Raw genomic sequence first — 22,095 nt, 5'->3', positions numbered from 1 at the left:
AGGGAAACGAGTAATGGCCGTCCGGCGCGCGGCGCAACTGGAACACGATGGCCGGCAGTGAAGCCGTGACATCCGAGAGCAGCCGCTCCGACTCGCGCGCGCAACTCGGCGTGGCGAATGTCGGTGACGTCGATCATGGTGCCGAGCACGCAGAACGGCGCGCCTTGCAGGTCGCGGCACAGGCGCGTCCAGAAGATGCCGTGACGGGCTTCGCCCGCCGCGCTTTCGAAGATCAGCTCGACCCGCTGGCTCTCGCCCTCGGCGATCGTGAGCCGGTAGAGCTCGTCCATGCGCAGGCTGTTTTCGGGCCCCCAGGCGTTGACGGCCGCGCCCGTGCGCCCAAGCACCGCAGCGCGTTGCAAGCCCGTCGCCTCCTCGTAGGCGCGATTGAGCGCGAGATAGTGGTTTTCGAGATCCCGGGCGCCGAGCGGATACGGGATCATCTCCATCATCGTGTCCTGCAACTCCACCTGGCGCGCGAGCACCTGCTCGGCGCGGCGGCGGCGGCGCATCTCGCGCTGCAACAACACGTAAGCGCGCAGCGTGACGAGCAGCAGCACGGCGGAAACGATCAGGAGCGGCAGCAGCCGCAGCGCGTTCACGCTCCAGCCGCCGGAGCGCGTGGCGGTGGCGGCGGTCCAGCGGTTGCGGATCTGCTGCTGCTCGACGGGCGACATCGCCCCGAGCGCGCGATCGATGAGCCGCGCGAGCGGCGCGAGGTCGCAACGCACAGCGAAGACCGTTGAGTCGTCCACGCCCACCGCGCCCAGCACCTTCAGCGTGTCGAGGTAGGCGGCGCTGAGCGGCACGTCGAGCGCAGCGGCGTTGCCCACCAGCACGTCGGCGTCGTTGCGCGCGACCATCGCGAGGCCTTCATCGAGGCTGCCCACGCGCACTGCATGCGTGCCAACCGGATTGCCGCGCCCCACGCGCAGCAACGCCTCCAGTTCGGGCGCGTGCGGCGCGAGCGCGATGCGGCGGCCCGTGAAGTCGGCGAGCGAGCGCGCCATCGGCTCGTCGCGGCGCCCCACCATCACGAGCGGATAGTGTTCGAAGGACTCCGTATAGAGCGTGCCGGCGCCGATCGATCCGTCGTTCACCGAGGTCGCGGCAAGCGCGATCTCGCCACGCTCCATGGCGTCCCCGGCTTTCGTCCAGGGATAGAACGGCACACGCTCGAAGGTGATGCCGAGGGTGCGGGAAAGATAGTCGAGATAGTCGTTGGCCATGCCCGAGGGCGCACGGTCCCGGTTCGTGAAGCTGAACGGCAGCCACGCCGTGTCGTAGCCCACCTTCAGCGGCGGCAGCGTGCGCAGCCACGCGCGTTCGTCGGCGCTCAGGCTGAACGAGGGCGACGCGGCGTCCTGGCGCGCGCCGCCGTCGAGCCAGCGTGCACGCACGGCCGCCGCCGGAGCGGGCCGCACGCCCGCCAGCAGCAGGTCGAGCCGATCGCGCAGCACCGACTTCGACACCGGCACGGCGTAGCGCAACTCGCGCATACGGTCGCGCTCCTCGAAGGCGACACGCAGGTCGCGAAAATCTTCCAGCGAGAGCTGGTAGCGTGCCACCGGCGCGAAACCCGCGTAGATGTCCGCGCTGCCCAGGGCGACGGCATGCAGCGCGGCCGGCGTGCTCACGAACGTTTCGATGCGCGCCTGGGGAAAGCGCTCGCGCAAGGCGGATTCGAGTGCATAGCCGCGCTCGACCGCGAATGTCGCGCGCGCGAGGCGCGCGGGCTGGGTCGCGAGCGCTCCCTTGCCCGCGCGCGTGACGAATGCCGTCGTGCCGTTCAGATAAGGCACCGTGAAGGCGAGACAGCGTTCGCGCGACGGCGTGCGCGCGAGGCTCATGACGATGTCGATGTCGCCCGCACAGGCTGCCGTGAGCAACGCGGGCATATCCGCAAAGATGCGCGGTTGCAGTTTCACGCCCGCGCCCGCCAGCAGATGCAGATAGTCGGCGCTGAAGCCCGTGAGCGTGGCGCCGTCGAAGACCTCGAGCGGTGCCCAGCCCCCCGCGACCACCCCGACGACGAGCCGCGGCGGCAACGCCGTGGACACTTCGCGCGCGAGCTCGACGGATTCGCCAGGCGGCTCGCACGAAGGTGCGGCGTGCGCCGCCAGCGTGCCGAGCGCGAGCGCGCACGCGAGCACACCAACGCGCCACCATGCGGCAAGGCGCGCGCCCGGGCCGGCGATGCGGATAATTGATTTCATGGGCACACGGCGCGGCACACGGGGCAACACACGACGCGGCACACGGCGCAAGGCATACGGGGCATTCAGACGCCGTCGCGCAGCGGCGCGGATAAGACATGGGATTGTTGGCGGCTCACCAACCGGTACACGACGCCGGCCGCGGCGCCTCCCAACAGCGGCGCCGCCCAGAAGAGCCAAAGCTGGTCGAGCGCCCACTCGCCGACGAAAAGCGCCGGGCCGGTCGAGCGCGCGGGATTCGAGCCGCCGTTGCTCACCGGAATGGCCACCAGATAAATGGCGGCGAGGCATACGCCTGCCGCGATCGGCGCCGCCTTGCGACGCGCAGCCGTGCTCGACATCAGCAAATGCACGAAGACAAATGCGAAAGTCACGGCCAGTTCGAGCACGAACACGGCGGCGAGGGTGTACTCGCTCGGCGAATGATCGTCGTAACCGTTGCTGCCGAAATCGGAAACCGCGACGGAAAACCCCGGCCGGCCGCTCGCGACGCGAATGAGCAACGCAGCGCCGACAATGGCGCCGATGGTCTGCGCCGCGATATACGGCCCGACCTCGCGCACGGGAAAGCGCCGCGAAATCGCATAGCCGATCGTGACCGCCGGATTGAAGTGCGCGCTCGCCGCGCGGTCGGCCGCGTAACTCGCTACCGTCAGCGCGAAACCGAATGCGGCGGCCATTTCGAGCACGTTGCAGCCCTGCGCCGGCAGGCTCGCGCTGAGCACCGTAGCCGCGCAGCCCGTGAACACGAGCCATGCGGTGCCCGCGCCCTCGACCGCCAAACGCTTACCGAGCTTCATCGTTCTTCTCCGTGTCCATCAGGAATTCGCGCGGATGCCGTCGGACCGGTTGCTGGCTCGCTACACCTTTTCCGACTGGCGCGCTCATCGATCGCATTGCCGGAGCGGCAATATCTGACGGACCGCGCGTCGAGCTAGAAATTATGGGGAGACGATCTCGGCAATCAGATAGGACAACTCTTAAAACGCGCCGGATATTGCTTTGAACGATGGAAGGGAAAATCCGCCGGGCGACTGAAAAATCTGAAACGCATCAGGTTCGCACGTGAATCACGTGAGCCCGACCTGTGTCGTGAAACGGATGAGGTCTCGCTCGGTGGCGAGGCCGAGCTTGCGCATCACGCTGCGCTTTTGCGCGCTGATGGTTTTGCCGCTGCGTTCGAGCCGGTGTGCGATCTGACGGATGGACAGGCCCTGCGCGTAAAGCTGGAAAACCTCCCACTCGCGCGCACTCGGCACACCCGCGCAGGGTGCGCACGCCGCGCCGGCCAGCGCCAGCACTTCGTGCACGCGCTCTGACAGAAACGGTGCACGGGCGCGCACCGCAGCGAGTGCGGGAAGAAGCGCAAGTGCCGTGTCGCGCTTGTCGACAATCGCGTCGATCCCGTGATGCAGCAAGCCGGTCAGAATCTGCGGCGTCGACACCATGGTCAGGACGACGATCGCCGGCGCACACGGGGCGCGAGCGAGGCGCCGCAACACGGCAAGCGAGCTGTATTCGCCGTCGAGACCCGGCATGCAGAGATCCGTGACGATGACGTCGCAGTCGACCTGGTCGAGCTGTGTGACGAGCGCAAGCGTGTCGTCCGCTTCGGCGACAACGACGGCCCACGCCGTTGCGCGCAGCAGGTTCGCCACGCCGAGCCGCACACATGCGTGGTCGTCAGCAACGATCACGCGCAAGGGGCTCGCCGCGCGCGAGTCCTCCTTTCGAACCCCGTGGCTGCCAGCCATGAAAGAATCTGCGTGCAATTGAATGAAAGGGTGAATGCGTATGAACGCACGCGCTCAGGCCGGCTCGACCTGCGTCACGCCGCATTCCACGGCAAAGCGATAAAGCTCGATGTCGTTGCCGAGCGCGAGCTTCTTCATGGCGGCGCACTTCTGCGCGCTGATCGTCTTCACGCTGCGCCCGAGCAAACCGGCGATTTCCGTCACGCCCAGTCCCCTCGCATAGTGCGTGAGCACCTCGAACTCACGCCGCGTGAGGATACGATGCACTTCTTCGCGCCGCTCGGTACGCGCCGCCTCCGCAAGCAGGTCGCGCACGACCGGGCCGACATAGTGCTCGCGCGCCATGGCCGAAACGATGGCAACAGGAATGAGGTCGAGACGGTCGCGCTTGCTGAGCACCGCGCTCACCTCCAGGTCGATGGTCTTGCGCAACACGGAAGCGTCGTTTTCCATCGTCAGCACGACAACGGCCTTCTGCGGAAACTGGACGCGAAACGCGCGGATCGCCTCGGGTCCGTCCATTTCGCCGGGCAGCGCCATGTAGAGGTCCATCAGGACGAGGTCGAAGCTGTGCTGCGCCGCGACTTCGAAGAGTTCGGGCACGCTCTGGGCGCGCGCAACGAGTTGCAGGTTTGGATAGTTGGCGAGGAGGCTTTCCAGTGCGTACAGCACGAGCGGATGATCGTCCGCGACGATCACGCGCACGGGTGCCGCGAGATCGGGCGCTTCGTGTGCCGCGGCGGCACCCGCGCCGGACAGGCCGACACGCGGCTCGCCGTTCTCGCGCATGGTGCGCAGAGGCGGCAGGTGCGTGGCAGTGCCATGCGCCGGCGGGGAAGAAGGCAGATTCATAACAGTCCGTGCGCCCTCACGAAGGCGAAGAGTCCCGCGTCGTTGCTCACACCCAGCTTCGCCATGGCTTCGCGCTTCTGGCGGCTCACCGTGCGCACGTCGCGGTCGAGCGCGCGCGCGATTTCGGTAATCGAGCTGCCCCCCGCGAACTTGCGGATCACCTCCGATTCGCGCGGCGTCAAACGCGGCACGCGCATGATGGACCCGCCGTCCGCGCTCGCAAGCTCACGCTCGATGGCCGGGCTGATCCAGGCCGTGCCCTGCCCCGCCGCGTGCACGATGCCCGCGAGTCCGTCCAGCGGTTCGTTCTTGCGCAGCATGGCGGTCACGCCCGTGTGCGCCACCGCGCGCAGGATGGCGGCGTTCGCCACGCTGGTCAGCACGACCACGCGAATGTCAGGCCAGTCATGGCGCAAGCGGCGCACGAGGCGTAGCCCGTCTTCGGCCTCGCCACTGGCCGCGGGCATGTTGAGGTCGGTCACCACCACGTCGCACGGCACGGTTTTGAGCAGTTCGAAGAGTTCGCTTGCGCCGCACGCTTCGCCTGTGATCTCGATATCGCCGCAGGCGACGAGTGCGGAGCGAACGCCAAGCAGAACGAATGGATGATCGTCCGCCAGAACGACACGTAGCTTCACACTGAATCTCCTTTGAGGTGGGGTGACGCCGCGCCAGCGCCGCACAGGTGCACCGGCAAGCCGCAACGTCAGCAAGGTCGTTTATCTGACCATTGAATCCCATCCTTCGAAATCGGAGATTTCCGAAAGGTTAAATGAATCTTAAGCAGTCCTTTCGCATGTGTTATGTATTTTGATCGACTTTTCCGAGAGAAATTGCGCGCATCTCAACTTTGATTGAGATAAATCTGAAGGGCGCCAGTATCGACCGGCTATCGACCGACCATCGGCCAGCTATCAAGCGGCGGCTCGAGGCCGGACCCGCTGGCGCACCGGGCCGCCATGCTCCACGCCATTGCGCTCACGCGGATTGGCAAAGGCAGGCCACGCCAGCGCCGCGCACAGGGCGGCCGCAACCCAGACGGCGGCCCACCCGAACCACGACAACAGCATCGGAATCGCCGAGGGCGCGACCCAGAACGCGAGGAAAGCGCCGGTATTGCCCATCGCGAGCGCGCTGCCGACGCGGCCGTTGCCCGCGAGCGTAGCGAGTTCGGTGAACGCCACGCCGTGCCATGCGGAAGCCGCAATGCCGCCCAGCACGAGCAAGCTCGCGAGCAGCACGACGAGCCAACCGCTCGCGTGGTGCGCCTGCGCCGTGACAGCCGTCAGCGCGGCCAGCAGCGTGAAAAGCACAACGGTGAGCGCCGCGCTGCCGCGCAGCCAGGTACGCCGGTTGCCGTGGCGGTCGGTCCAGCGTCCGCCCCAAACGCGCATGAAGGCCGCTCCGCCCTGCACGGCCACCAGCGTCGCGCTGACAGCCACGGTACCCGCATGCCCCACGTCATGCAGGAAAATGCTCGCAAAAGAAAGCACCGCCACCTGGGGCACGCACAGCACGCCAATACCCATCACGAGCCGCCACACCGCCACGCGGCGCAACGGCGAAACGGCGAGTTCCGCTTGGGCCTGCGCCTGTGGAGCGCGCGCGCCATCGAGTTCGCGCGGCGGCTCGTGCAGCCAGATGATCGTAAGCACGGCGGAGACCGCGCACATCGCGGCGAGCGCGCCAAACACAGCCGCGAAGCCCGCATGCTCGGCGAGCGCGGGCAACACGAGTGCGCCGAGACCGCCGCCCGCCGGCACGGCGGTTTGACGGATGCTCATCGCAAGGCCGCGCTCGTGCGAGGCGAACCACGCCATGACCGCGCGCCCGCTCGACCCGTTCACGCTGCCGCCAAGCAGCCCAAGCGCGAGCAGGCCCGCCGCGAGCGCTTTCGGACCCGGCACATGGACGCCTGCCGGCGCGCCCCATGCCGCCATGGCGAGCAGCGCGAGCGCCGTGGTGGTGAGCCCCGTGAGCAGCACGCGCCGGTCGCCCCAGCGATCTGTCAGGAGTCCCCAGGGAAGTTCGCTCAGCACGATGCCGAGCCCGAGCATGCCCAGCACGAAACCCAGCTCCGCCGTGCCGATGTGGTAGCCCGAACGGATCAACACCCCGGTTGCGGGAATGCCGCCGAGCGCCGCGGCAAAACTGGCGTTGGCCGCCACGCCCACCCCTAACACCTTCCAGCGATGCGTCGCACCGCGCGCTGCCATGCGTCTCATGACGCCCTCCAGAAAACGATTGACTGGGGGCATCGTAGAAGCGCACCATCCTTCGGAAAAGCGGGAAAATCCTATCGATCGATTCGGAAATTCCGAATCGTCAAAACCAGCAAGGACAACTGTTCATGAACGCACGCGGTTTCGACCTCGCGCAGTTGCGCACGTTTATCGCCGTTACCGAGGCGGGCAGCGTCTCGGCGGGCTCGGAGCGGGTGTTTCTTTCGCAGTCGTCGGTGAGCGAGCAGTTGAAGAAGCTCGAGGAGCGCGTGGGCCAGCCGCTTTTCGTGCGCAGCAAGCAGGGCATGTCGGCCACGCCGGCCGGCGCGAAGTTGCTCGATCACGCGCGCCGCATCGTGGCGCTGTGCGACGCCGCGTTCGACGACATGCTCGGGCGTACGCTCGACGGCGAGGTGCGCATCGCCATCACGGACTACTACCGTCCACACGACGTGGCCGAAATCATCCGGCGTTTCGCGAGCCAGCACCCGCGTTTGCGCCTGCATGTGACGGTGCTGCCCAGCGCCGTAATCGACAGCACCGCCGACGGCAACGCCTTCGACATCGGACTCTCGCTGCGTCTCGTCGAGGAAGGCGGCCGCGCCGGCGGCGCGCGCCCGAGCACGGTGATCCGGCGCGAGAAACTCCTGTGGGTCGGCGCGGCGCAAACGCTGCGCGAGCGGCCCGCGCTCACGCCGCCCTGGCCGCTCGTGCTGCTGCCCGCCACCTGCCAGTTGCAGCGCCGCGTGGTGAAGCTGCTCGACGAGTCGCGCATGCCGTACCTGATCTCGCACTCGGCGTCGGGCGTGGCCGGCCTGCAACTCGCGTTGAAGGCCGGCCTGGGCATCTCGTGCCTGAACGAATCGGCGATCGGCGAAGGGGTGATGCCCTGCCCGGCCTCGTTCGGATTGCCGGTGTTGCCCGCGGCCGAATTCCATTTGCTGCCGGCCCGGCCCGGCGAAGCCGCGCACGTGACGAACGCGCGCGCGGCGCTTGCCGAACTGCTGGGCTGACGCGCCGGGCGCAGCGGGGCGCGGCGCGGCCGGGTAGCTTAGCCCGCTGCCTGAACCAGCTCGGCGAAGCGCAGCAGGTCGACGTTGCCGCCCGAGATGAGCACGCCCACGCGCTTGCCGCGCACGTCCACCTTGCCGTGCAGCACCGCCGCCGCCGCGAGACAACCCGTGGGCTCGACCACGAGCTTCATGCGGCTTGCGAAGAACTTCATCGTCTCGACCAGTTCCGCGTCGCTCACCGTGACGATCTCGCTCACGCGCTCGCGGATCACCGCGAAGGTGTAGTTGCCGAGGTGCTGGGTCTGCGCGCCGTCGGCGAGCGTCTTCGGCGTGTCGATATGGACGATCTCGCCGCTTTGCAGACTGCGCTGGCCGTCGTTGCCGGCCTCGGGCTCGACGCCGATCACGGTGCACGCGGGCGCGAGCGCATGGGCGGCCGTGGCGCAGCCCGACAGCAGCCCGCCGCCGCCGAGCGGCGTGAGCAGCAGGTCGAGCTCACCCGTTTCCTCGAACAGCTCTTTCGCGGCCGTGCCCTGCCCCGCCATCACGTGCGGATGGTCGTAGGGCGGAATCAGCGTGAGGCCGCGCTCTGCCGCGAGCCGCTGGCCGAGCGCCTCGCGGTCCTCGGTGTAGCGATCGTAAAAGACGATCTCGCCGCCGTAGCCGCGCGTAGCCTCCACCTTCACCGAGGGCGCGTCGTGCGGCATCACGATCACGGCCTTCACGCCGAGCAGGCGTGCCGACAACGCAATCGCCTGCGCGTGATTGCCCGACGAGAACGTGATCACGCCACCCCCCTTCTGCTCCGGCGTGAACTGCGCAATCGCGTTATACGCGCCGCGAAACTTGAACGCACCCATGCGCTGGAGGTTCTCGCACTTGAAGAAAAGCTGCGCCCCCGTGCGTTCGTTCGCGGTGCGCGAGGTCAGAACCGGCGTGTGGTGCGCGACGCCACGCAGGCGTTCGTGGGCGGCGGCGACGTCTTCGAAGGTGATAGGCAGAGTGCTCATGGTCGTTCTTCGGCTGGCAGGTAGGTGTAGACGGTCGAGCGCGCGACGCCGAGTGTGGCGGCCACGTCGGCGAGCGCATGACGAAGGTTCAGGAGGCCGCCGGAGGCGAGCTCGCGCACGGCCTCGCGGCGTTGGGCGAGCGTCATGCCGATGGGCGTCGTATTGCGCGCGGCGGCGAAGCGTTCGAGCGCCTCGCGCACGCAGCCCGCGCCGCGCGGCGCGAGCGTTTCTGTCACGGGCGCGGCCGTGCCGGTCTGGATCAGCTGGCCGAGGCCCGCCGTCACCGCGCCGAGCAACGACACGTCCATGTTCAGGCAGAGCGCCGCGACGTATTCGCCCGCGCTGTTTTTCAGCCCGATCGAGGTGCTCTTGGCCGGACGCCCGTCGGGAAAGCGATTCGGATAGTTCGGCACGACCTCGGGAAAACCGGGGTCGGTGATGCGCGCGACGCCCATTTCGGTGGCGGCGTCGCCCACCTGGCGACCCGACAGGTTGTTCGCGATCGCCACAACCGAATGCTCGGGCCGCGTGAGGTCGTGCAGCACCACCTCGACGAGCGGCGCGAGCGTCTGGCCGAGCGCCTCGACGATCTTGCGCCCCTCGCGCAGGAGCAGCGCGTTTTCGTCGCCGGGCTGGCCGGAACAGGTTTCACGGGATAGCTTCATGATATTGGACATTTTGGCAGTTTATGACTGAATGTCAATCTCTTCTGGTTCACGTCGGCTGCGTCACGCCAGGTCACCCGGCACGCGAAAAAAAACCTCGCCCGAAGGCGAGGTCAACACTGACACGGGAAAAACACGAAGCAAGACGCTGCGCCCCGCTCAAACGGTGAAGCGCTCGCTGACGAACTGCGCGGACGGCACGCGCGAGCGCGCCGCCACCGCCTGCGCGGCGCTCACCATGGCGGGCGGACCACAGACGTAGATGTCGGGCATCGCCGCCGACGTTGCCACCGAAGTTGCCACCGACGTTGCCACGGCCGCGAGCCCGGCCGCGAGCGCATCGACGGGCGTGCCGTGCGCACCCTCCCAGGCATCGTCCGGCTCGCGCACGCAAAGCTCGACATGCAACTGCGGCAGCGCCGCGCGCAGCGCATCGAGTTCGTCGAGCATGAAAAGCTCGCTCTCGCGATTCACGCCGAAGAAAAGCCGCGCATCGTTCATCTCGCCGTAGTCGGCCATGCGGCGCAGCATCGAAAGCACGGGCGCGAGGCCGGTGCCGCCCGCCACGAACCAGCGCGGACGCAGACTGTCGGCGATCAGGCCGAAGCCGCCTTGCGGGCCGTGCACGGTGAGCCGGTCGCCCGGCTGCGCGCGCTCGCGCAGGTACGCCGAAAATTCGCCCTCCGGCCGCAGCCGGATCAGGAACTCCAGCCGCCCTTCCCAGTTGCTCGTGTTGGCGAGCGAGAACGGCCGCCGCACGCCGCCCTCGGGCAACGCCAGCTCGACGAACTGGCCCGCTTCGAATTCGGCGGCGCTGCCGCTGGCGTCGTCGGGCTCGAGATGCAGTTCGAGGCGGCGCGTGTCGTCGGCGATCGTCTCCAGCGCAACGATGCGCGCCGCGCGCACCGCCACCGGCTGGAGCAGCACCTTCGTGTGGTCGTACGGCGCGGCCACGCGCAGGTCGGCCGAAGGCGTCGTTCGGCACAGCAGGACCGCGCGCGGCTCGTCGGCCGGTAACGCGTCGGCGCTGTGCTCGCCGAGCGTATACGCGCCTTCGGTCACGGTGGCATGGCACGCGCCGCAGCTACCGCGCCGGCACTGCGACGGCAGCGTGATGTCCGCCGCCGCGGCCGCCGCCAGCACGTCCTGCCCCGGCTCGCACGCGAAGCCGAACGCCTGACCGTCGCGCGTGGTGAGCTCGATCTGATAACTCATGACACTCGCTCCCCCGCTCAGGCGGCCTTGCGGGCGAGCGCCGCGTTCAGGTCCGCTTGCGCGTCGCCGATCGGCGAGATGCCGAACTGCTTGACGAGGATGTCGAGCACATTCGGCGTGAGGAAGGCCGGCAACGTCGGTCCGAGATGGATGTTGCGCAGACCGAGCGCGAGCAGCGTGAGCAGCACTGCCGCGGCCTTCTGCTCGAACCACGACACCACGAGCGTGAGCGGGAGGTCGTTCACGCCGCAGTCGAACGCCTTGGAAAGCGCGACGGCGATCTGGATCGCGGAGTAGCTGTCGTTGCACTGGCCGAGATCGAGCAGGCGCGGAATGCCGCCGATGTCGCCGAACTCGTGGCGGTTGAAGCGGTACTTGTTGCAGCCGAGCGTCATGACGACGGTGTCGTCGGGCGCGCCTTGCGCGAACTCGGTGTAGTAGTTGCGGCCGGGCGCCGCGCCGTCGCAGCCGCCGATCAGGAAGAAGTGGCGGATCTGGCCGGCCTTTACGGCGTCGATCACCTTGTCCGCCACGCCGAGCACCGTGTTGCGTGCGAAGCCAATGGTGATGGTTTCCTCGGGCGCCGTTTCGCGGAAGCCCGGCAGCGCGAGCGCGGCCTGCGCGACCGGCGCGAACGCGTGATGTTCGAGATGGCGCACGCCGGCCCAGCCCACCGGCCCGGTCGTGAAGATGCGCTGGCGATACTGCGGCAGCGGCTCGATCAGGCAGTTGGACGTCATCAGGATCGGACCGGGGAAGTTCGCGAAGTCCGATTGCTGGTCCTGCCAGGCGCCGCCGTAGTTGCCGGCGAGATGCGGATACGCCTTGAACTTCGGATAAGCATGGGCGGGCAGCATTTCGCCGTGCGTGTAGATCTGCACGCCGGTGCCCTGGGTCGCTTCGAGCAGCGCCTCCAGATCGCCGAGATCGTGGCCCGAGACGAGAATCGCCTTGCCCGCGGCCGGCGTCACGCGCACGGCGGTGGGTTCGGGCATACCGAAGCGGCCCGTGTTCGCCGCGTCGAGCAGTTCCATCACCTTCAGATTGAGGTTGCCGAGCGCGAGCGCATGTTCGAGCAGGTCGCCGGCCTGGGTGGGATCGCTCGCGAGAAACACCAGTGCCGCCTCCACGCCCGCATAGACTTCTTCGCTCTCGTAGCCGAGCACGCGCGCGTGATGGGCATAGGCGCACACGCCCTTCAAGCCGTAGAGCACGAGCGCGCGCAAGCCCACGACGTCTTCGCCCACGGCGGGCAGCCCGGCCTGGATGCCGACGCTCGCGGCCTGCGCCTGGAGTTCGGCGAGATCCTTGCCCGGCTGCCATTGCGCGGGGCCTGCCGGTTCTTGCACGGCCACGCCTTGCGCGAGCGCGAGCGCCGCGCAGCCGGCCTTCAGGCGGTCGCGATGCTGGGCGGCCTCGCGCAGCATCGCCACGAAACGGCTCGCGTTGAAGTTGACATTGGTGAGCGTCGTGAACAGCGCGTAGAGCGTGAAGCGGTCGGCTTCGCGATCGGGGCTGCCGAGGCTGCGCGCCAGCGCGCCGTACTGTGCGATGCCCTTGGCCGCGTAGATCAGCAGGTCTTGCAGATCGGCGGTCGTGGCGTCCTTGCCGCAGTTGCCCTTGGCCGAGGCGCACCCCGGTGTGGCCTGGGTACGGTCGGTCTGTTCACATTGATAGCAAAACACGGCTTGCTCCTTTCCTTGTGGGGATCACGGCGATGGTCTGAGCGCCTGGTACGCTGTGGGATCGACCTGCGCTCTCTTGTAAGATGCAAATTAAATGCATCTTTTTTATGGTGACTCGCCGACGGGAGTTTTGCCGTGACAAAAATCAGAAAAAGCGCCGGTTCCGGCGCACAAACGCCCAAGTGGGCGCAAACGTCGCAGCGGGTCGCGGTACATCGCGCATTGCGCCCGGCTCGCCCGGCTTGCCAGAGTCACCTGGTGCGCACCGGCGAATGAAAAAGCCCCGGCTCGACCATGCGGTCGAGCCGGGGCTTCAGGTCCGGCAGATTCGTTCGGACGATTTAGAACGGGATATCGTCGTCCATCTCGTCGAAGCCGCCACCGGCCGGCGCGCTCGAACGGCCGCCGCCCGCGCCACCGCCGCTCGAACGCGGCGCACCGCCGCCGCTGTTGCCACCTGCGGCACGGCCGCCGCCGCGCGGCGCCGACGGTTCGCGGCTGTAGCCGCCGTCGTCGCCCATGTCGCTACCTGCCGACGCGCCGCCGCTGCGGCCGCCCAGCATCTGCATCTGGTCGGCGACGATTTCCGTCGAGTAACGGTCGGTGCCGTCCTGCGCTTGCCACTTGCGCGTGCGGATCCGGCCTTCGATATACACCGACGAGCCCTTCTTCAGGTACTCCGAGACGATCTCGGCCAGACGGCCGAAGAACGCCACGCGGTGCCATTCGGTCATTTCCTTGAACTCGCCGGACGCCTTGTCCTTATAGCGGTCGGTCGTCGCGAGGCGAATGTTCGCCACGGCGTCGCCGCTCGGCAGATAGCGCACTTCCGGCTCGGCGCCGAGGTTGCCGACGAGGATCACCTTGTTCACGGATGCCATGAATATTCTCCTGTTTGATTCCGTTGCGAGGAGCGGCCGCGCGGTACGCGCCGGCGAGCGCCCGATGTATCAGGCGCCTTCACCGGTCGCGGACCGCCTCCGCGAATTGCGTTGCTGTGAACCGTTGTTGGTTCGCTCAGGTTCGACTTGAGGCCCGCTTGGGCGGCGCCTTCATATTGGCCGCGATTATAAGCCAGCACAAGACGAGTCCCGAGCAGGCGTAAAACACCGCGCTCGCGCCCTCGTGCTTGAGCAGATAACCGCCCACCACGCCGCCGAGCGCGAGCCCGATCGACTGCGTGGTGTTGTACACGCCCGTGGCCGCGCCCTTGCGGTTGCCCGGCGCGAGCTTGGAAACCAGCGAGGGCTGCGACGCTTCCAGAATATTGAAGCCAAGGAAGTACACGAACAGCACGGCCGACACAATGACAAGTGTATGCGCGAGCGAGCCGAGCAACAGCTGGCCGATCAGGATAAGACCGATGGCCGAAACGAGCACGGCCTTCATCTTGCCCCGCTTCTCCGCCGCGATGATGGCGGGCACCATCAGGACGAACGCGAGGCCCATGACGGGCAGGTAAATCTTCCAGTGCGAGGCGACCGGCAGGCCCGCATCCACGAGCAGGCGCGGCACCACGAGAAAGAGCGCGGTTTGCGTGGCGTGCAGCACGAGCACGCCGAAGTTCAGGCGCAGCAGTTCGACGTTGTGCAGCACCTCGGCGAACGGGGCGCGCACGTGCACGGGCTTGCTGGGCGCGTCGGGCACGACCCAGATCACCACAGCCACCGCGAGAATCGAGAACACGCCGACCAGCGTGAACAGGCCGCTCATGCCGAGCCAGTGGAACACGATGGGCGCGCCCACGATGGCCACGGCGAACGACATGCCGATCGAGCCGCCCACCATCGCCATGGCCTTGGTGCGGTGCTCCTCGGCGGTCAGGTCGGCGATGAACGCGAGCACCGCCGACGACACGGCGCCCATGCCCTGAATCACCCGCCCGACGATGATCCACACCATGTCGTGCGCGCCGGCCGCGACGAAACTGCCGATCGCGAAGATGATGAGACCGGCGGCGATGACGGGCTTGCGGCCCACCATGTCCGACACCCAGCCGTAGAAAATATAGAGGAGCGACTGCGTGACGCCGTACGCGCCGAGCGCGATACCGACCAGCAAGAGGTTGTCGCCGCCGGGAATGGTTTTCGCGTAGACGGAAAACACCGGCATGATCATGAACAGACCCAGCATGCGCAGCGCGAAGATCGCCGCGAGCGATACGGTCGCGCGCAGTTCGGGCGCGCTCATGCGTGAGGAAGTAGCGGGTGAGTTGGAGGACATCGGAGCGTTGTGGGTTTGGGCTGCTGCTTTTGACCGCAACTGCCCGCACGTTGAAGACCGGACCAAACCGGACCACGCGCGGACCAGGCGGACGCTCCCTGACGCGCCTCTTTCGAGGCCCTTGCACTTGCCGCTCCGGGCCCTTTCAAAGACCGTCAGCAAGCCGTAACGGCGGTCTGGAAAAGTCGTTATAGTAGCAGGTTTGGTTTCCCTTTCTCCCGCAGGTTCATGGAACAGATCCGTATCCGTGGGGCCCGAACCCACAACCTGAAGAACGTCAATCTGGACCTGCCGCGCCACAAGCTCGTGGTGATCACCGGGCTTTCGGGCTCGGGCAAGTCCTCGCTGGCGTTCGACACGCTCTACGCGGAAGGCCAGCGCCGCTACGTGGAGAGCCTCTCGGCCTACGCACGTCAGTTCCTGCAACTGATGGAGAAGCCCGACGTGGACCTGATCGAGGGTCTGTCGCCGGCTATTTCCATCGAGCAGAAGGCCACCTCGCACAACCCGCGCTCGACGGTCGGCACCGTCACGGAGATTCACGACTACCTGCGACTGCTTTACGCACGCATCGGCACGCCCTACTGCCCGGACCACGAGATTCCGCTGAAGTCCCAAAGCGTCTCGCAGATGGTGGACGCCGCGCTCGCCCTGCCCGAGGAAACGAAGCTCATGATCCTCGCGCCCGTGATCGCGGACCGCAAGGGCGAGCACGTCGAGCTTTTCGACGACATGCAGGCGCAAGGTTTCGTGCGTTTCCGGGTGCGCTCGGGCGGCGGCACGGCCAACGAAGGGGAAGCGAAGATCTACGAGGTCGAGTCGCTGCCCAAGCTCAAGAAGAGCGAGCGCCACACCATCGACGTGGTGGTGGACCGCCTCAAGGTGCGCCCCGACATGAAGCAGCGCCTCGCGGAGTCGTTCGAAACCGCGCTGCGTCTGGCCGACGGCCGCGCCATCGCGCTCGAAATGGACACGAACAAGGAGCACCTCTACAGCTCGAAGTTCGCCTGCCCGATCTGCTCGTACTCGCTGCCGGAGCTGGAGCCGCGCCTTTTCTCGTTCAACAACCCGATGGGCGCGTGCCCCGAGTGCGACGGTCTCGGCCAGATCACGTTCTTCGATCCGAAGCGCGTGGTGGCGCACCCGTCGCTGTCGCTCGCGGCGGGCGCCGTGAAGGGCTGGGACCGGCGCAACCAGTTCTACTTCCAGATGCTGCAAAGTCTCGCGGCGTTCTACGACTTCGACATCGACACCGCGTTCGAAGATCTGCCGGAGAAGGTGCGCAAGATCCTGCTCTACGGCTCGGGCAAGCAGGAGATCCCGTTCTCGTACATCAACGAGCGCGGCCGCACTTCGGTGCGCGAGCACGTTTTCGAAGGGATCATCCCGAATCTCGAACGCCGCTACCGCGAGACCGACTCGGCCGCCGTGCGCGAGGAGCTTTCGAAGTACCAGAACAATCAGGCCTGCCCGCACTGCGAAGGCACGCGCCTGCGCCGGGAAGCGCGCTTCGTGCGCATCGGCATGGGTGAAGAAGCGCGCGCCATTTATGAGGTGAGCGGCTGGCCGCTGCGCGACACGCTCGGCTACTTCCAGACGCTGCACCTCGAAGGCGCGAAGCGCGAGATCGCCGACAAGGTGGTCAAGGAAATCGTCGCGCGCCTCATGTTCCTGAACAACGTCGGGCTCGACTATCTCTCGCTCGAACGCAGCGCCGAAACGCTTTCGGGCGGCGAGGCGCAGCGCATCCGCCTCGCCTCGCAGATCGGCTCGGGCTTGACGGGCGTGATGTACGTGCTCGACGAGCCCTCCATCGGCCTGCACCAGCGCGACAACGACCGCCTCATCTCCACGCTCAAGCATCTGCGCGACCTCGGCAATTCGGTGATCGTGGTCGAGCACGACGAGGACATGATCCGCATGGCCGACTACGTGGTCGACATGGGGCCGGGCGCGGGCGAGCACGGCGGCATGGTGATTTCGCAGGGTACGCCGGCCGAAGTCGAGCACGATCCGGCCTCGATGACGGGCCAGTACCTCTCGGGCGCACGCCGCATCGACTACCCGGACGAGCGCATCGAGCCCGGCGAGCGGCGGCTGCGCATCGTCGAGGCGTACGGCAACAACCTCAAGCACGTGACGCTCGATCTGCCGGTGGGCCTGCTCACCTGCGTGACGGGCGTTTCGGGCTCGGGCAAGTCCACGCTCATCAACGACACGCTGTATCACGCCGTGTCGCAGCATCTATATGGATCGTCGGCGGAACCGGCGCCGTTCGAGGCGATCGAGGGCATGGAGCACTTCGACAAGGTCATCAACGTCGACCAGTCGCCGATCGGCCGCACGCCGCGCTCGAATCCGGCCACCTACACGGGTCTCTTCACGCCCATCCGCGAGCTGTTCGCGGGCGTGCCGGCGGCCAAGGAGCGCGGCTACGAGTCGGGCCGCTTCTCGTTCAACGTGAAGGGCGGGCGCTGCGAAAGCTGCCAGGGCGACGGCGTGCTCAAGGTGGAAATGCACTTCCTGCCCGATGTGTACGTGCCCTGCGACGTCTGCCACGGCAAGCGCTACAACCGCGAGACGCTGGAGATTCAATACAAGGGCCGGAACATCAGCGAAGTGCTCGACATGACGGTGGAATCCGCCTACGAGTTCTTCAAGGCGGTGCCGGTGGTGGCGCGCAAGCTCAAGACGCTGCTCGACGTGGGCCTGGGCTATATCCGCCTCGGCCAGTCGGCAACGACCTTGTCGGGCGGCGAGGCGCAGCGCGTGAAGCTCTCGCTCGAACTTTCCAAGCGAGACACGGGCCGCACGCTGTATATACTCGACGAGCCGACCACGGGCCTGCACTTCCACGACATCGCACTTTTGCTGGAAGTGATTCACCGGCTACGCGATCAGGGCAACACGGTGGTCATCATCGAGCATAATCTCGATGTCATCAAAACCGCCGACTGGATCGTGGACATGGGTCCGGAAGGCGGCGCGGGCGGTGGGCAGATCGTGGCCCAGGGGACGCCCGAACAGGTGGCGAAGTCGAAGGCCAGCTTCACGGGCCGCTATCTCGCGCCGCTGCTCAAGCGCCAGATGGCCACACTCGACACGGCTTCGGGAAAGTAAGCAGTAGAAATAGCTGCGGCAACAACGGGTTGGGGACGCTTGCGTCCCCGTGGTTTGGGGACGGAATACACCGAAAATGGTCAAGCGCAACGAAGCGACCGAAGATAAACAGGTGCGCGATCTGCGGCCAAGGCCGGTCAGGCTCACGAGCGACATGAGCCTGCCGAAGCTTTCGGCAGTCGAGATCGGCAGCTATATGGCCGCGCTCGCCGGTATGTGGGCGGTGCTGCACCTGAACCTGCTCGGCGCGCTGCTCGCAGGCATGCTCGTCTTCCAGCTGGTCCACACCATCTCGCCGCTCATCGAGCGGCGCATGTCGAGCAGCCGCGCGCGCTGGCTTTCGGTGGTGCTGGTCTCCATCGTGATCGTGGGCGTGCTCACGGGCCTCACGGTGGGCGTGATCGAGCAGTTCGAGAACGACGTGCCGAGCGTGCAGAAGGTCATGGCGCAGATGATGACCTTCGTCGACCAGGCGCGCAGTCGCATTCCTGAATCCATCGCCGCCTATCTGCCGGTGGATGTCGCCCAGATGAAGCTCAAGGCGCTCGCGCTCATGCACGAGCACGCCACCCAGCTTGGCCAGGGCGGCAAGAACGCCGCGCGCATTTTCGGGCATATCGTGATCGGCATGATCATCGGCGCGATCATCGCCATCGGCGCGCAGAAGAACGCCACGCGGCTACCGCTTTCCACGGCGTTCGTCGCGCGCGTCTCGCGTTTCGCCGACGCGTTCCGCCGCATCGTGTTCGCCCAGGTGAAGATCTCGGCCATCAACACGGTGTTCACCGGCCTCTTCCTGCTGCTCGTGCTGCCGCTCTTTCACGCGCCGCTGCCGCTCGCGAAGATGCTGGTCGTGGTGACTTTCGTGGTGGGCCTGCTGCCCGTGATCGGCAACCTGATCTCGAACACGCTGATCGTCGCCATCGCGCTCACCGTGAGCCTGCCGGCCGCCGTCACGGCGCTCGCGTTCCTCATCGTCATCCACAAGCTCGAATACTTCCTGAACGCGCGCATCGTGGGCGGCCAGATCGAGGCGCGCACGTGGGAGCTGCTCGTCGCGATGCTCGTGATGGAAGCCGCGTTCGGCATCCAGGGCGTGATCGCCGCGCCCATTTTCTACGCCTATATGAAGCGCGAGCTGATTTATCTGCGGCTCGTCTGAGCCGCCTTCCGCCTGCGCCCGGCGCGGGCGGGCGGCCTCAGTTGCCGCCCCGCTCGCCCGTTGCGCCCGCCATGCCGTCCTGTCCCACCGCATAAATCGCCACCTGCACCCGGCTCGAGAGATTCAGCTTGCGCAGAATGTTGCGCACGTGAATCTTCACCGTGCTCTCCGCCAGGTCGAGCGTGCGCGCAATCTCCTTGTTGCTCGCGCCGCGCGCCAGTTCGCGCACGATCTCGCGCTCGCGCGCCGTGAGCGCATCGGCGCTCGTGCGCGCCGCGCTTTGCACACTTGGAGCGCTCGGCTGCGCGGGCTTGCGCATCTGCTCGACGAGCTTGGCCGTCATGTGCTCGGTGATGACGGGCTGGCCGCTCGCGGCCTTGCGGATCGCGGCCACCAGCGCGTCCGCGTCGATGCTCTTGAGCAGGAAGCCGCGCGCGCCCGCGCGCATGGCGGCGGTGAGTTCGTCGGCGTCCTCGGAAACGGTGAGCATCACGACCGCCGTGTCGGGCAGGTCCTCCACCAGCAGTTGCAGCGTTTCGAGGCCCGAGAGGCCCGGCATGTTCAGGTCGAGCAGGATGACGTCGGGCACATGCTGCTTCGCGCGCTTGACGCCCTCTACGCCGTCCGAGGCCTCGCCCACCACTTCGAGGTCGGGCTGGCGCTGCAAGAGCGCGCTCACGCCCGAGCGAAAGAGCGTGTGATCGTCGATGAGCAGAATGCGGATGGTCATGGGGATGGTTGGGTGTGGCGACGTTTTCTTATTCCGTTGTCGCTCAGGTTTCTGATTCTGATCGTGATGCCGGTGTCATGGGTGTCATGGTGCGCCGTGCCTGCTTCACGCGGCCAGGCGGCTCGCGGCGGGCAGCACAAGCGCCACGCGCGCCCCGTTGCCGGGCGAGCTGTCGAGCGTGAGCGCGGCGCTCAGGCGGCGCGCGCGCTCGTGCATGATATGAAACCCCACATGCGACTCACCGCGCGAGGCGATTTCGGCGGGATCGTAGCCCACGCCGTCGTCCGCCACGCTCAGGCTGAAGTCGCGCCCGTTCAAGACGCTCACGTGCACATGCAGCGCCTCCGCATGCTTGCGCGTGTTCGAAAGCGCCTCCTGTAGCACGAACAGCACCTGAAGCTGTTGATCGGGCGGCAGCGGCGGCCCGCCTTCGTCGCGATAGTCGAGTGTCAGCTCGGCGTCCGACTGGCGTCTGAAACGCGCCACCGTGTCCTCCACGGCGAGGCGCAGCTTGCCTGGCGCCAGCTTCGTGCGGAAGTTCAGCAGCAGCTCGCGCACGTCGTCGTAGCTCTCCTCCACGCCGCCCGCGAGCAGCGGCACGATCTCGCGAATCTCGTCGAGGTCGCCCCGGCCCGCCGCGCCGTCGAGCAGGTGCACCTGCATCTTCAGGAAGCTCAGTCCCTGCGCGATGCTGTCGTGCAGCCCCTGCGCGACCAGGTTGCGCTCCTCGGAGACGGCAAGCTGGCGCCCGAGCGCCACGAGCCGACGGTTCATCAGCGCGACGCCGAGATGGCGGCCGAGCGTTTGCAGCAACTGGATGCCGGATGCCGAGATCTCGCGCTCCTCGCGAAAATGGAGCGAAAACGTGCCGAGCGTCTCGTTCTGCGCGACGATGGCCGAAACCGCCACGCTCACGAAGCCCGCCTTCAGGCAGCGCTGCGCGAAGGCGGCGTTCGCCTCGCTCGCGCCGCCCGGCGCGCGCAGTCCGAACACGACCGGCGCCTCGGCCGAAGCGCCGCCGCACACGCAGTCCTGCGCCGGCATGCATTGCTCGGCGAGCGTGAGCGCTTCGGGCATGCCTTCGGACACGAGCAGATGCAGATTGCCGTCGTCGGGCGAGACGACGCGCACCGTGCCGCCCTCGGCGTCGAACTCGCGCATCACGCGCGTAAGGAAGTCGTGGCACACGCTTTCCGCCGGCCCCGGCGTGTTGAGGAACGCCGCCATTTCGTAGAGCGTGGCGAGTTCGCGGTTCTGCGCCGCGAGCTGTGCGGTCTTGGCGTCCACGCGCGCGGCCAGGTCCTGGTACAGCGCCTGCAATTCCGCGACCATGCGGTTGAAGCCCTGGGCGAGATGCCCGAACTCGTCCTCGGCGTCGACCGGCAAGCGTGTATGGAACTCCCGTGCCTCGACGCGTGCGAGCCCGTCCTGCAAGCGCTGCACGGGCGCGACGAACCACTGGTAGAGCAGATACACGATCGCCACCGTGCCCACGCACGAAAGCGCCGCCAGCGCGACCTGCGAGATGCGCAGCCACGCCGTCTTGCGCGCGTTCTCGCGCTCGATCAGGCTCACGAGGCCGTTCGCCTCGTCGACGAAACCGGACAGCAGCCCGATATAGGTGGAAGGCTCGCCCGCGCCGGCCGCGAGGTCGTGCAGCGCCGCGGGCTTGAGCGCGTCGCTCCAGGCCGAGGCGACACGCTCGAACTGCGCGTGGATATTCGCGTCGGCGGGCAGAAAGAGCGGCCGCGCCGGGTCGCCGTCGCGCAGTTCGCGCAGCGTTTCGTCGAGCTGGCGCATCTGGGCGTCGACCTGCGCGGGCTTGCCGGTGCGGGCCTCCCAGAGCGCGATCGCCACGGCGTTGGCGCGCATGCGCAGGCTACCCGCGTCGTTGATGGCGGCCCCCGCGCCTTCCAGTTGCCACGAGAGCCAGAGCGTGCCGCTGATCATCGCGAGCACGAGCGCGAGCGCGACCGTGGACAGCACCACGATGCGCGTAGAGAGCCGGCGCGGGAACGGCGCGGCGGCGCTTTCAGCGGAATCCGAGGTGGAACCGGTGGTGGAACCGATGGTGGAACCAGCGGCGGAATCGGGAGAGGATGTCATGGCCGGTAGCGGGAATCGGCGGCGCCGAAACGGCGAGGCGTACGCCGATCATTATCTGACGGTGAATCGCAGATGGCGCGAGATGTCGCGGGATCGATTGCCGACTGCGACACTATGCGTCA

16 protein-coding genes and 1 pseudogene are annotated in these 22,095 nt (G+C 67.2%); 3 read left to right on the top strand and 14 right to left on the bottom strand.

Translation table 11 applies throughout. The features are described 5' to 3' along the window. Positions 1 to 164: 164 nt before the first annotated feature. The 6 genes and pseudogenes from C7402_RS47570 to C7402_RS02995 form a co-directional block, all read right to left on the bottom strand. Positions 165 to 2,216 (bottom strand): annotated as a pseudogene (locus C7402_RS47570) (transporter substrate-binding domain-containing protein); the annotation flags it as partial. 65 nt (positions 2,217 to 2,281) lie between these two features. Next, positions 2,282 to 3,016, bottom strand: a complete 735-nt coding sequence (locus C7402_RS03015) for an aquaporin (RefSeq protein ID WP_116609557.1) — start codon at positions 3,014 to 3,016, stop codon at positions 2,282 to 2,284. A gap of 270 nt (positions 3,017 to 3,286) precedes the next feature. Further along, entirely contained in the window at positions 3,287 to 3,970 is a 684-nt protein-coding gene (locus C7402_RS03010) for a response regulator (protein ID WP_116609556.1), read from the bottom strand. 54 nt (positions 3,971 to 4,024) lie between these two features. After that, positions 4,025 to 4,822, bottom strand: a complete 798-nt coding sequence (locus tag C7402_RS03005) for a response regulator (protein ID WP_244314722.1) — start codon at positions 4,820 to 4,822, stop codon at positions 4,025 to 4,027. After that, positions 4,819 to 5,460: a response regulator gene (locus C7402_RS03000; protein WP_116609555.1), complete on the bottom strand. Its 642-nt coding sequence runs from the start codon at positions 5,458 to 5,460 to the stop codon at positions 4,819 to 4,821. Before C7402_RS03000 ends, C7402_RS03005 begins: the two co-directional genes overlap by 4 nt. 276 nt (positions 5,461 to 5,736) lie before the next feature. Continuing rightward, positions 5,737 to 7,047 carry an MFS transporter gene (locus C7402_RS02995; protein WP_116609554.1) on the bottom strand — a complete coding sequence of 437 codons (1,311 nt, stop codon included), beginning with the start codon at positions 7,045 to 7,047 and terminating at the stop codon, positions 5,737 to 5,739. A 125-nt stretch (positions 7,048 to 7,172) separates the two neighbouring features. On the opposite strand from C7402_RS02995, the gene C7402_RS02990 reads away from it, so the two are divergent. Next, on the top strand, positions 7,173 to 8,057 hold the full coding sequence (locus C7402_RS02990; RefSeq protein ID WP_112172009.1) for a LysR family transcriptional regulator: 885 nt from the start codon (positions 7,173 to 7,175) through the stop codon (positions 8,055 to 8,057). Positions 8,058 to 8,095: 38 nt separating this feature from the next. On the opposite strand, the gene C7402_RS02985 is transcribed toward C7402_RS02990, so the two are convergent. The 6 genes from C7402_RS02985 to C7402_RS02960 all read right to left on the bottom strand — a co-directional run bounded on the left by C7402_RS02985 (position 8,096) and on the right by C7402_RS02960 (position 14,855). Further along, entirely contained in the window at positions 8,096 to 9,067 is a 972-nt protein-coding gene (locus tag C7402_RS02985; RefSeq protein WP_112172010.1) for a threo-3-hydroxy-L-aspartate ammonia-lyase, read from the bottom strand. Further along, on the bottom strand, positions 9,064 to 9,732 hold the full coding sequence (locus C7402_RS02980) for a helix-turn-helix transcriptional regulator (RefSeq protein ID WP_116609673.1): 669 nt from the start codon (positions 9,730 to 9,732) through the stop codon (positions 9,064 to 9,066). Before C7402_RS02980 ends, C7402_RS02985 begins: the two co-directional genes overlap by 4 nt. A gap of 159 nt (positions 9,733 to 9,891) precedes the next feature. Further along, on the bottom strand, positions 9,892 to 10,947 hold the full coding sequence (locus C7402_RS02975) for a 2Fe-2S iron-sulfur cluster binding domain-containing protein (RefSeq protein ID WP_116609553.1): 1,056 nt from the start codon (positions 10,945 to 10,947) through the stop codon (positions 9,892 to 9,894). Positions 10,948 to 10,964: 17 nt separating this feature from the next. Then, entirely contained in the window at positions 10,965 to 12,632 is a 1,668-nt protein-coding gene (hcp, locus tag C7402_RS02970) for a hydroxylamine reductase (protein ID WP_116609552.1), read from the bottom strand. Positions 12,633 to 12,973: 341 nt separating this feature from the next. Continuing rightward, a complete protein-coding gene (locus C7402_RS02965; RefSeq protein WP_112172013.1) occupies positions 12,974 to 13,513 on the bottom strand; it encodes a single-stranded DNA-binding protein in 540 nt (179 codons plus the stop codon). A gap of 136 nt (positions 13,514 to 13,649) precedes the next feature. After that, positions 13,650 to 14,855: an MFS transporter gene (locus tag C7402_RS02960; protein WP_372460511.1), complete on the bottom strand. Its 1,206-nt coding sequence runs from the start codon at positions 14,853 to 14,855 to the stop codon at positions 13,650 to 13,652. A 228-nt stretch (positions 14,856 to 15,083) separates the two neighbouring features. Between C7402_RS02960 and uvrA the strand changes: the two genes are divergently transcribed. Both uvrA and C7402_RS02950 read left to right on the top strand, forming a co-directional pair. Then, the gene (gene uvrA, locus C7402_RS02955; protein WP_116609551.1) at positions 15,084 to 17,975 is read left to right on the top strand and encodes an excinuclease ABC subunit UvrA; all 2,892 of its coding nucleotides are present in this window, start codon (positions 15,084 to 15,086) and stop codon (positions 17,973 to 17,975) included. 76 nt (positions 17,976 to 18,051) lie between these two features. Next, complete coding sequence (locus C7402_RS02950) at positions 18,052 to 19,137, top strand: AI-2E family transporter (RefSeq protein WP_112172016.1); 1,086 nt, start codon at positions 18,052 to 18,054, stop codon at positions 19,135 to 19,137. A 37-nt stretch (positions 19,138 to 19,174) separates the two neighbouring features. Here C7402_RS02950 and C7402_RS02945 read toward each other — a convergent pair whose 3' ends face one another. Beyond that, the gene (locus C7402_RS02945) at positions 19,175 to 19,867 is read right to left on the bottom strand and encodes a response regulator (protein ID WP_116609550.1); all 693 of its coding nucleotides are present in this window, start codon (positions 19,865 to 19,867) and stop codon (positions 19,175 to 19,177) included. 105 nt (positions 19,868 to 19,972) lie between these two features. Next, on the bottom strand, positions 19,973 to 21,973 hold the full coding sequence (locus C7402_RS02940) for a type IV pili methyl-accepting chemotaxis transducer N-terminal domain-containing protein (protein WP_116609549.1): 2,001 nt from the start codon (positions 21,971 to 21,973) through the stop codon (positions 19,973 to 19,975). Positions 21,974 to 22,095: the final 122 nt, after the last annotated feature.

This window comes from Paraburkholderia unamae (assembly GCF_003096875.1).
Classification (GTDB): domain Bacteria; phylum Pseudomonadota; class Gammaproteobacteria; order Burkholderiales; family Burkholderiaceae; genus Paraburkholderia; species Paraburkholderia unamae.
This window is presented reverse-complemented; position numbering and strand designations above follow the sequence as displayed.